Origin of the sequence: Paenibacillus pinihumi DSM 23905 = JCM 16419, assembly GCF_000422505.1 — a bacterium.
GTDB classification, from domain to species: Bacteria; Bacillota; Bacilli; order Paenibacillales; family Paenibacillaceae; genus Paenibacillus_D; species Paenibacillus_D pinihumi.
Window position 1 is genome coordinate 1 of record NZ_AULX01000045.1, and the last position, 8,079, is coordinate 8,079.

The 8,079-nt window shown below is 49.1% G+C and carries 9 protein-coding genes; all 9 read left to right on the plus strand.

Features of this window, described 5'->3' with window-relative positions; genetic code table 11:
- The first annotated feature begins 99 nt into the window (after positions 1–99).
- Positions 100–645, plus strand: coding sequence for a GIY-YIG nuclease family protein (locus H583_RS0113820; RefSeq protein ID WP_028559786.1), 546 nt, complete (start codon positions 100–102; stop codon positions 643–645).
- Between the two features lie 124 nt (positions 646–769).
- Positions 770–925 carry a hypothetical protein gene (locus H583_RS37210; RefSeq protein ID WP_169456468.1) on the plus strand — a complete coding sequence of 52 codons (156 nt, stop codon included), beginning with the start codon at positions 770–772 and terminating at the stop codon, positions 923–925.
- A gap of 542 nt (positions 926–1,467) precedes the next feature.
- Positions 1,468–1,902 (plus strand): helix-turn-helix domain-containing protein, encoded by a 435-nt coding sequence (locus tag H583_RS0113835; RefSeq protein WP_028559784.1) that lies wholly within the window; start codon positions 1,468–1,470, stop codon positions 1,900–1,902.
- Between the two features lie 774 nt (positions 1,903–2,676).
- Positions 2,677–2,943, plus strand: a complete 267-nt coding sequence (locus tag H583_RS0113845) for a hypothetical protein (RefSeq protein WP_028560969.1) — start codon at positions 2,677–2,679, stop codon at positions 2,941–2,943.
- A 728-nt stretch (positions 2,944–3,671) separates the two neighbouring features.
- Positions 3,672–4,079, plus strand: coding sequence for an HNH endonuclease (locus tag H583_RS38155; RefSeq protein WP_425414522.1), 408 nt, complete (start codon positions 3,672–3,674; stop codon positions 4,077–4,079).
- Positions 4,080–4,153: 74 nt separating this feature from the next.
- Entirely contained in the window at positions 4,154–4,585 is a 432-nt protein-coding gene (locus tag H583_RS0113860) for a phBC6A51 family helix-turn-helix protein (protein ID WP_028560971.1), read from the plus strand.
- A 117-nt stretch (positions 4,586–4,702) separates the two neighbouring features.
- On the plus strand, positions 4,703–6,367 hold the full coding sequence (terL, locus tag H583_RS0113865; protein ID WP_425414521.1) for a phage terminase large subunit: 1,665 nt from the start codon (positions 4,703–4,705) through the stop codon (positions 6,365–6,367).
- Entirely contained in the window at positions 6,312–6,683 is a 372-nt protein-coding gene (locus H583_RS0113870; protein ID WP_028560973.1) for a hypothetical protein, read from the plus strand. The genes terL and H583_RS0113870 overlap by 56 nt, the downstream gene beginning before the upstream one ends.
- On the plus strand, positions 6,680–8,079 hold a 1,400-nt coding region (locus H583_RS0113875; protein ID WP_051236460.1), incomplete at its 3' end, for a phage portal protein. The genes H583_RS0113870 and H583_RS0113875, both read left to right, overlap by 4 nt.

The following is an 8,079-nucleotide window of genomic DNA, read 5'->3' on the forward strand; positions in this document are numbered from 1 at the left end:
TTATTTGGCTACGGGTATTGAGAAAAATTTCAAGGTGGGTGACGAAGGGGCGGGTAAACTCCGTCCTACCTTCCTAATACCATTTAGGAGGAAACCCGTATGTCAATTACCGTGTCATTACCGGAAGTGTATTTGGAAGCAGCGCCAAGAGAAATAAGGAACAAGAGCATGTATGATCTGCCTGGAGTTTACGTCTTCTACGATGACCGGAATGTCCCGTTATATGTAGGTAAAACGGTAAGCTTCAAACGGAGAATTTCTCGGCACTCTATGTCTTCTGATTTCTACCACTTTTCTTCTCACGTGCGGTTGTACCTTGTTGAGAACGAGTACGAAAAGGATATTTACGAGACTTACCTTATATCAACGTTAAAGCCCGAGTATAACAAGGCCAAAACGTTCTACACAAGGTTAGATTACGAAGATATGCTGCACGAAGTCAATGAAAGGATCACCGAAGCGAAACGAGAAATAGCGGAGCTTGAGCGAGAGGAATTCGAAGAAGATGATAGCTTCGAGGATACAAGCGACAGCGAATCGCTAGGTGACGTCCTTCGCATCCAAAGGCGGTTAATTGAGCTAGAACGTGAGTTAGCACGTCTATACGCCAGAAAGGGCGGGTTGCTGGGACGTTTCAGCGCGTAAGCTATCGCTAGTTGAATAAACACAACAACCGACATTTGTCGGCTTTTTTTTGCGTTGACAAACGAATGTGTCGGGTACACTCCGGCCGGTTAGCGCTAACACATCGAAAAGGGGACGATTGTACATGGCCGATATTGGCGAAGTAAAAGTAAACGTAAATGTATCCGAGGCTATCGCGGGACTCAAAGCGCTTCAACGCGAGGCACGGAAAGCAACCGCAGCATTGGCGGAATTGAAAGCAGCGGCTGACGCGTTAAAGGGTGGTGGGGCTGATGAATAAACACCTGCATGTTTCAAAGACGGCTCTCACGGTATTTGACTACTTGACGCGATTTATTCAAGACCCGTCATACCTACTAAAAGGTTACGCGGGTGGCCCGGAATTAACTAAGACAGATATTTCTGAGTTAACAGGGTTTAGTATCGGATACACACGTAAGCTACTAAACAGTCTGTGTGTCGCAGGGTACCTCGGCTATGTCGAAATAGGTCACACAGTGAAGTTACAAATAAATCCGAACAAATATGTTAATCCCGAGATTGCGCCAAGTGATTTTGTAGTCTCATTGTATCTGTTACATGAACGTCAATCTTCCGAAGTGGAGTGATATCTGATGAGTAATGCTTACTTATTTTGCTATTCGCCTGCAATGTTTCGGTTTCTTGTATCCGCAGGTCACCGGTACATTTGCGTAGGTGTAAACGAACGGACTGGTGGGCGTTTTTGGTTATTCGAAAAGTCTGATGCAGTGAGACGGTCATTGGACGAATATAGTGACCGTAAATAAAACTTAATATGTGGAGTGGGGAGCGTGTGGAGTGATGTTTAATTTTGAGCCGACGAGAGATTTTACGAGAGTGCATAACGCTATTTTTACGTTATATACGAGACTGCCTGACTTTAAATCGAGTCACGCGATGTTGTACGTGTACCTAATGGCCCGCAGTAATCCGCAATACGGGTACGCATTTCCATCAACGGAAGACATAGCGCTCGCGCTGAATTGCGGAATAAACCAGGTTGTATCGTACAAGCGGGTGCTAAAAGACTACGGATTAATCGTAACTAAGCGGCACTCGACGTACGGAAACGATATGTATTACGTAAAGCCTCCGATAACGGAAGAGGCGGAATTTTACGGACGATTTCCAGAAGCGCGTGAACATTACGAGAAGCGTTCAGAACAGTTCGCAGCACGAAAATCCAAACCGGAGGAAACCGAACAAAAATCGATATATGACGGCATCAATTGGTAATTAAAGGGGCGGATCACTATATCGGTGATTAGCGTATCACTAAAACAGTGATCCGGCTATCACTATATCGGTGAGGTATAAATACTTACGTTATAAATACCTACGTATAAATACTTACTAAATAATAGCGAATATGAAAAACAATTAGGCGGGAAAAACATCCGCCTAGCTTCGGGAAGGAAAAGCACCTTCCCTCAGCAGCTTTTCTTACGTAGTCCTTTAAATAAAAAGATAAGAGATGCGTAAGTAAAATAGTCCGGACAGCAGCACGGTTTTGGCTGCTGGACGAAGGTTTTATCCTTTATGCTCCCGGTCAGTGTAATCACTGTACGCGAGCATTACGTTATCTACAACGGAGGTATTAACGATGTATACGATCCTATTCGCATTCCTAGCGGTACACATTACGCTGGTTCTCGTTGCTATTCTTCATTACGTTCCTACCGGATGCTTGAACGTAAAGAGATACGGTCGATCTCAGGTATTAGCGAATCTATTGCTTTTAACCGCGTTTCCTGCGTTGTACATCACATTGTATTGGTTGCTATTACGAGATTGACGGAGGTGCTTTCGAATGCTAACGGTCCTTTATGTATGTCTAGCGATCCATTCCGTATTAGTCATATCAGCGTTTATTTACGTCGGACCCGCGCCATTTAATCCAAGAACGGAAGGTATTGCGGACAGTCTCCGTAATATATCGATAGTTATTGTGGCTCCGGTATTATGTATGTTCATCGGGTGGCTATTACGGGGACATCGCGGAGGGTGGATATGATGAAGGTTAGTATTATTCGGGTAGGTGACGTGTGGAAGACGGAAGCATCCGGAACTCCTGCGGAAGTAGCGGAACTTATTCGGATTGTTAACGATAAACCTTCGTCAAACCGCGGACTTACTATGGTAGAGGACGGAGATGTGCCGATCTGTATACGCAAGATAACCTTAGATCAAGCGTCATGTGAGGAGATAGTCGAGGTCAGCGTGTGGAGCGGGACCGAATACGTCGTTAACAGGGTTCACCGTAACCTTAATCAATAGACGATCGTTTATAAATGGCTCTAATGAAGCGGGAGGATTACGAGGCCTTTCGGGGCCTTTTCGGACCTTTCCGTGGGGTTACGGGAGGAAGGGCTACCGGAACAGGCTTCCGTTGCCTATCGTATGGTTCCGTACATTTGCAACGCGCGCCTGCCTGACGAGGTCGCCGAAACTCACGGGGTCAGGCCGGAAATACGGCCAATCCGCTGCATAAACGATGCATAATCGGTGAATATACGCAGGTTTAACCGTGTTGGGCACGGTCATATCCGGAAGAATCCAGTAATGGCGCGGGTTTCCGGCGACACTACTATTGAATAAAATCCGTGTTTTGCGCATATGCCAGCGCGGTGGTGCGGTACAGCGCGAAACCCCCCAGGGCACCCGTAGAAATGGCCGCCTCTGCTGTTTATAAGTTACGTGCAATTTTTTGAACTCAATGGGTCAAGGAGTGTGAGACATTGCGTATTTGTCGGACGTGTCAGAAACCGGAAGGGGACGGCGTTAAGTTTAGCGCACATCACAAAGACTGCAATAAATGCCGCAACATTAATAATCGGTCGTATCTCGCTGAGTATGCATGTAAGAGACGGGATAACTTTACGGAACAGGATCGAGAAAAGCTTCGGACAGATATGCGTAAGCATCGCGAACGGAAACCTCATGCACCGTTCTACACGACGTCCCGATACCTTGCGGCAAAGGCCGGAGTATTCTCGGACCTAACGATGGAGGACGCATACGACGTTTATTTTACGGAAGACACCTGTAGTTACTGCGGTAAGGAGCGTGGCCCTGACGATGGGCTGCGCTCTTTTCATATCGACCATATTATTCCGATGATCCAAGGCGGACCAAATAGCCGCTGGAATCTCGTAAAGGTGTGCGCAAGTTGTAATTCCTCGAAAGGATCGGCGTCATTATTCGATTTCCGTAGCAGAACCGAAGCATTTACGGAGGAACGGTTTGATCTCGTAATAGCTGGAATGACGGAACGGAGCGGGTCTTCTGCTGAATACATCTACGAATTACTTTCGCAATCTCACGAATTTGAAGCGGCATATCAACGTGAACGTACGAAGATGGTCGCATTACTTAATTTAAGCCGTCCAAACACGGCAATTTACGTGTCCTAATCGTTTGGCAGTGTAATACGCCCAACCAACGGTATTGGCGGTAAAACCACGGTAAATAGAAAGGAGGACGCAACATGTCCGCAGCAAAACGAAAACAACTCGAATCCCGGCTTGACGGCCGTCAGAAAATCGCGGCCCTAGCGGTAGTAGAACGGGATTTCGCACCGGAAGACGAGCGAAAAGGCTTCGAGGAAATCGCGGCCGAGGTCGGGGTCAGCCGGAACACTCTATACGAATGGCGTACGCAGAATAAAGCGTTTATTGATTACGCCAATTCGCTGGCCGACGATTTTCTCACCGGTAAACGGTCGCTGGTATACCGGAAGCTGATGCAGCTTATTGATAGTTCGCAGCCGTCCGTTAAGGCGATCGACTTGTTTATGAAGCGGGAGGGCTTGATTACGGCGCAAGTCGCAGTTGAAACAAAGGACGCGGGGGCATCGCGGTCTAACGAGGAACTGGCGGCCGAAATCGCTGAGATTGACGAGCTTTTGGCGGAAGACTAAACGTAAAGGAGGTCGGTTCCTATCGCGTGGATCGACGGACAATGGCTTGAACGTGAAGCGCGGGCCGACCGTATCAGTCTCTTACGTGAGAGAGGGCGTAAGCTTCACGCGCTGATTATGGCGGGTAAAGCAACGGAATATCACATAGAAACGTATCAGGCGACGGTGGAAGAACTTCGGCGGCTGGTCCGAGTCCACCGCGCAGAGGAAGACGTAGCTTATTTTACTTACGAGTATATATCGGACGGCGGTAATCCTGACAACGATGACAATATCGTTCGGAACGCTGACGACGGGACCTTACACGATCCATTAGAAGCTATTGCGCCAATTCATCGGGAATTCTTCGACCTTTGCGATTACGTCGATCATGTCGAGAGAAACGCCAGGCTTGCAATAGCGGCTGCGCGGGGACACTCCAAGTCCGGTATGTTTTCGAACGCATTACCGTTGCATCAAATCGTATTCCGGAAGAGGCGATACGTCCTTGTAATATCGGAAACGGACGGACTTGCGAAGAAGCTTATCGGGTGGGTTAATAAGCAGCTTAAATTTAACGCGAAGCTCCGAGAAGATTTCGGGGCTATTTTGTATGAGCGGAACACACAGAACGAACGGGACAACGAAGAGGCGTTCATTACGCTGAGTGGCGCGTTAGTGGAGGCGTCGTCGTCTAACAAGCAGCTTCGCGGTAAGCGGCACGGCTCGTATCGGCCCGATCTGGTTATCGTAGATGATCCGTCATCTATAAACAATGAAGGTACGAAGGATGCGCGGGAGAAGCTCGTACACTGGTTTAACTCCGTTGTTGTTCCGATAGGTACGAAATCTACGGCGATTGTCCTCGTAGGTACGATGGTTTCCGCTACTGGACTCCTGAATCACGTACTCAAGCGGAAGGATTTTAAATCCTCGTTTCACGGTGCTGTTATACAGGAACCGGACAACCCGAAGCTTTGGGACGAATATCTCGAAATCTACGGGCGTGCCGATGATATGACGGAAGTCGATGCGTTTTACGAAGCGAACCGGGAAGCGTTGGAGGCCGGAGTCGTACTGGCGTGGCCCTGGCGATGGACTTATCGGGCGCTCATGCACGAAAAGTTCAATATGGGTACACGGGCATATAATTCGGAGTTTCGAAATCTGGCGTTCTCGGAAGACGAACAATTCTTCTTTCCGGATACTTACGGATATTACCGTTTTGAATACGATCAGGGCCGTCGATACATTCGATACGAGGATTTGAAGATACCCGTCGAGGATTTAATGATAAGCGGGGCATGGGACATAGCGCTCGGAAAGAACGCGCGGAGTTGTTATAACGCCGTCCTAACCGTAGGACGCTACGAAAAGACCGGGCACATTTTCGTGCTTGACGAGTACGCAACGAAAGAGGCTCCGCACGTATACATCGACCTGATTGTCGAGAAAATCCGTGAGTGGCGGCACGATATATTCAGCGTTGAGACGATTAATGCGCAGCACGAGTTTTACCGGCAGTTACAGGAGGCTTTGCGAAAGGCTGGCGTAATGAGGACGAGAATTAACGATGTGAAATCGCACAAGTCCTCCAAAGAGGAGCGGATCGAATCGCTCGAACCGCTGTGTCACAATAAAACGTTGATATTTAATCGCTCACATACGATGCTGCTTGATCAAATGGCGCAGTATCCTCATGGCGATTACGTAGACTCGGCCGACGCATTGCAATTAGCTGTAGAGCATGTTTCGCGAGGTAAAAAGAAGGTACGAAATAAACCGGCAGTATTTTATCGATAAGGAGGCGGTCCACATTTTCGATCTAAACGGATATTACACCGCAATTGTAGCGGAATACGATCGGCAACTTGCCGCTCCTGATTACGATTCCTGGGCGATATTTTCCGCCAGTAAAAACCGTGCGCTTCGTGAGTTTAACGGGACGGTCGAAAGTGGCAACGAAGTATCTACCAAAGTCGCCGTTTCCTTCGCGCTATGGTCCGAATACAACGAGCATTTACGTACCGGAGCGAAGTCGGCCGGGTGGGATAAACGAGTCGCGGAATACAAGCTGATCCTGACCGGAGCCATCTCGATAAAGGAGGTCGCAAGTTGACGAAGCTATTTAAGCCGGGAAATCAGTACCCGCCACCGGACGATATCGAACGCATCGCGAAATACAAGCGAGGCCGCGCGATATACGACGGGCGGCTATTTGACGTTTACGAGAGGGCGTCGGAATTGTTGAAGGATACGCCAGCCGCGCCTCAGCTCGCCAAACTATACATCGCCGTAAACCTAATGGACGTACTTATCGGAAAACCGGCGGACCTCATGGTCGGCGACCTCCCAACGTTTGAATCCGGTAACCCTGACGATTCGGCGGAACAGGCGGCGCTTAATCGGATTATCGAAGAGAACGACGTTGTACAGCTTATCCACGAAACGGTAACGGGCGGCGGCATCCGCGGGGACTCATGGCTCAAGACTTATTACGCGGACCGTAACGATTATTCAGCGTTAAAGGAAGCGGGGCTGGACGTACCTGACGAGAAGCACGAGCCGATCATCGAAGCTGTCGACGCCTGCTACGTTTTTCCGGAATTGGCCCGTGGTAGCCGGAAGAAATTCGCAGCCATCAATATTGCTTACGTGGAGTGGGTCGACGAGAAAGAGGCGGTAATTCCTTCGCTACTCACCGGTCAAAAAGAGAAGGAAACGCCATACCTCGCAGTGGAGCGTCACTTGCCCGGCTACATCCTTTATGAACGGTATAAGCTTACGGCGAAAGGTGTCAATAACCAATACGGTGTGAAAATCCCAACATTTACGATTGGCGAACCGGTCGCGACGGGCCGTGACGAAGACATAGTGGCAACCGGAGTCAATCGACCGTTAGTATTCCACGCTCCGTATAAGACGGTGGACGACGACTGGCGCGGAATCAGCGGAATTGAAAAGCTTGAATCCGTATTGGCCGCGATTAACGATCGGCTCGTGCAGATCGATTACATCTTGTGGAAACACTCGGACCCGGTCGCTTACGGTCCGGACGATATCGGAGAGGAAGACGGTACGAATGCGGTCCGATGGGGCGGCAAGTATATTCCAGTAGGCAAGGACGACGTAACACCAGGATACATGACGTGGAATTCGCAGCTTGAGGGCGCATTTAAAGAACTCGATATGCTGCTGTCGCTCGTATTTATCCAGTCCGAGACTCCGCAATGGTTGTTTGGTACGGTAATGGCCGGATCTGATAAGGGCGGGACAGGTACGTCACATACGGACGGTACGGCGATCAAATCCCGGTTCATGCCGATTTTATCCAAAGTCCGCCGCATCCGTACTCATATGGACAAAGCGTTGCGGGATGCGCTGTGGACCGCGATGGAGCTGGAGAATTACGCGAACGAGGGCGTAGAAGGGTATACGAAGTACGAGCCGGTCTATCCGAAGATTAACTGGCGAGACGGAATTCCCCGTAATGAGAAAGAGGAAGCGGAGATTTA